Raw genomic sequence first — 331 nt, 5'->3', positions numbered from 1 at the left:
CTTGTAGCGCTTGACGGGCCCGCGGGCCTCGATCGCCTGTTCCATGTAGCGAGCGTAGATGTGACCTACGACACACCTGAAGGGGATTGCCCGGCGATCTCGGGCGCGCGGACCCGGGCGCAGGTCAGCGCGTCACGGCGTCAGCGCAGGCCGGCGTCTTCCGCCCACGCCGCCGCCTCGGCGCGCGTCGACGCGCCGATCTTGCGGTAGACCGCCCGCACCTGGGTCTTCAGGGTGTACCGCGAGACGAACAGCTTGCGGGCGATGCCCTCGAGAGTCACGTCCCCGGCGAGCCCGGCGAGGACGACGCGCTCCCGGGGGCTGAGGGGCT

At 71.9% G+C, this 331-nt stretch carries 1 protein-coding gene; it reads right to left on the bottom strand.

The features are described from left to right. Positions 1 to 140: 140 nt before the first annotated feature. Positions 141 to 331: LuxR C-terminal-related transcriptional regulator (locus KVT14_RS20175; protein WP_217617285.1), on the bottom strand; the 191-nt coding region annotated here is incomplete at its 5' end.

The organism is Cellulomonas sp. GbtcB1 (assembly GCF_019091725.1).
Taxonomy (GTDB): Bacteria; Actinomycetota; Actinomycetes; order Actinomycetales; family Cellulomonadaceae; genus Cellulomonas.
This window is presented reverse-complemented; position numbering and strand designations above follow the sequence as displayed.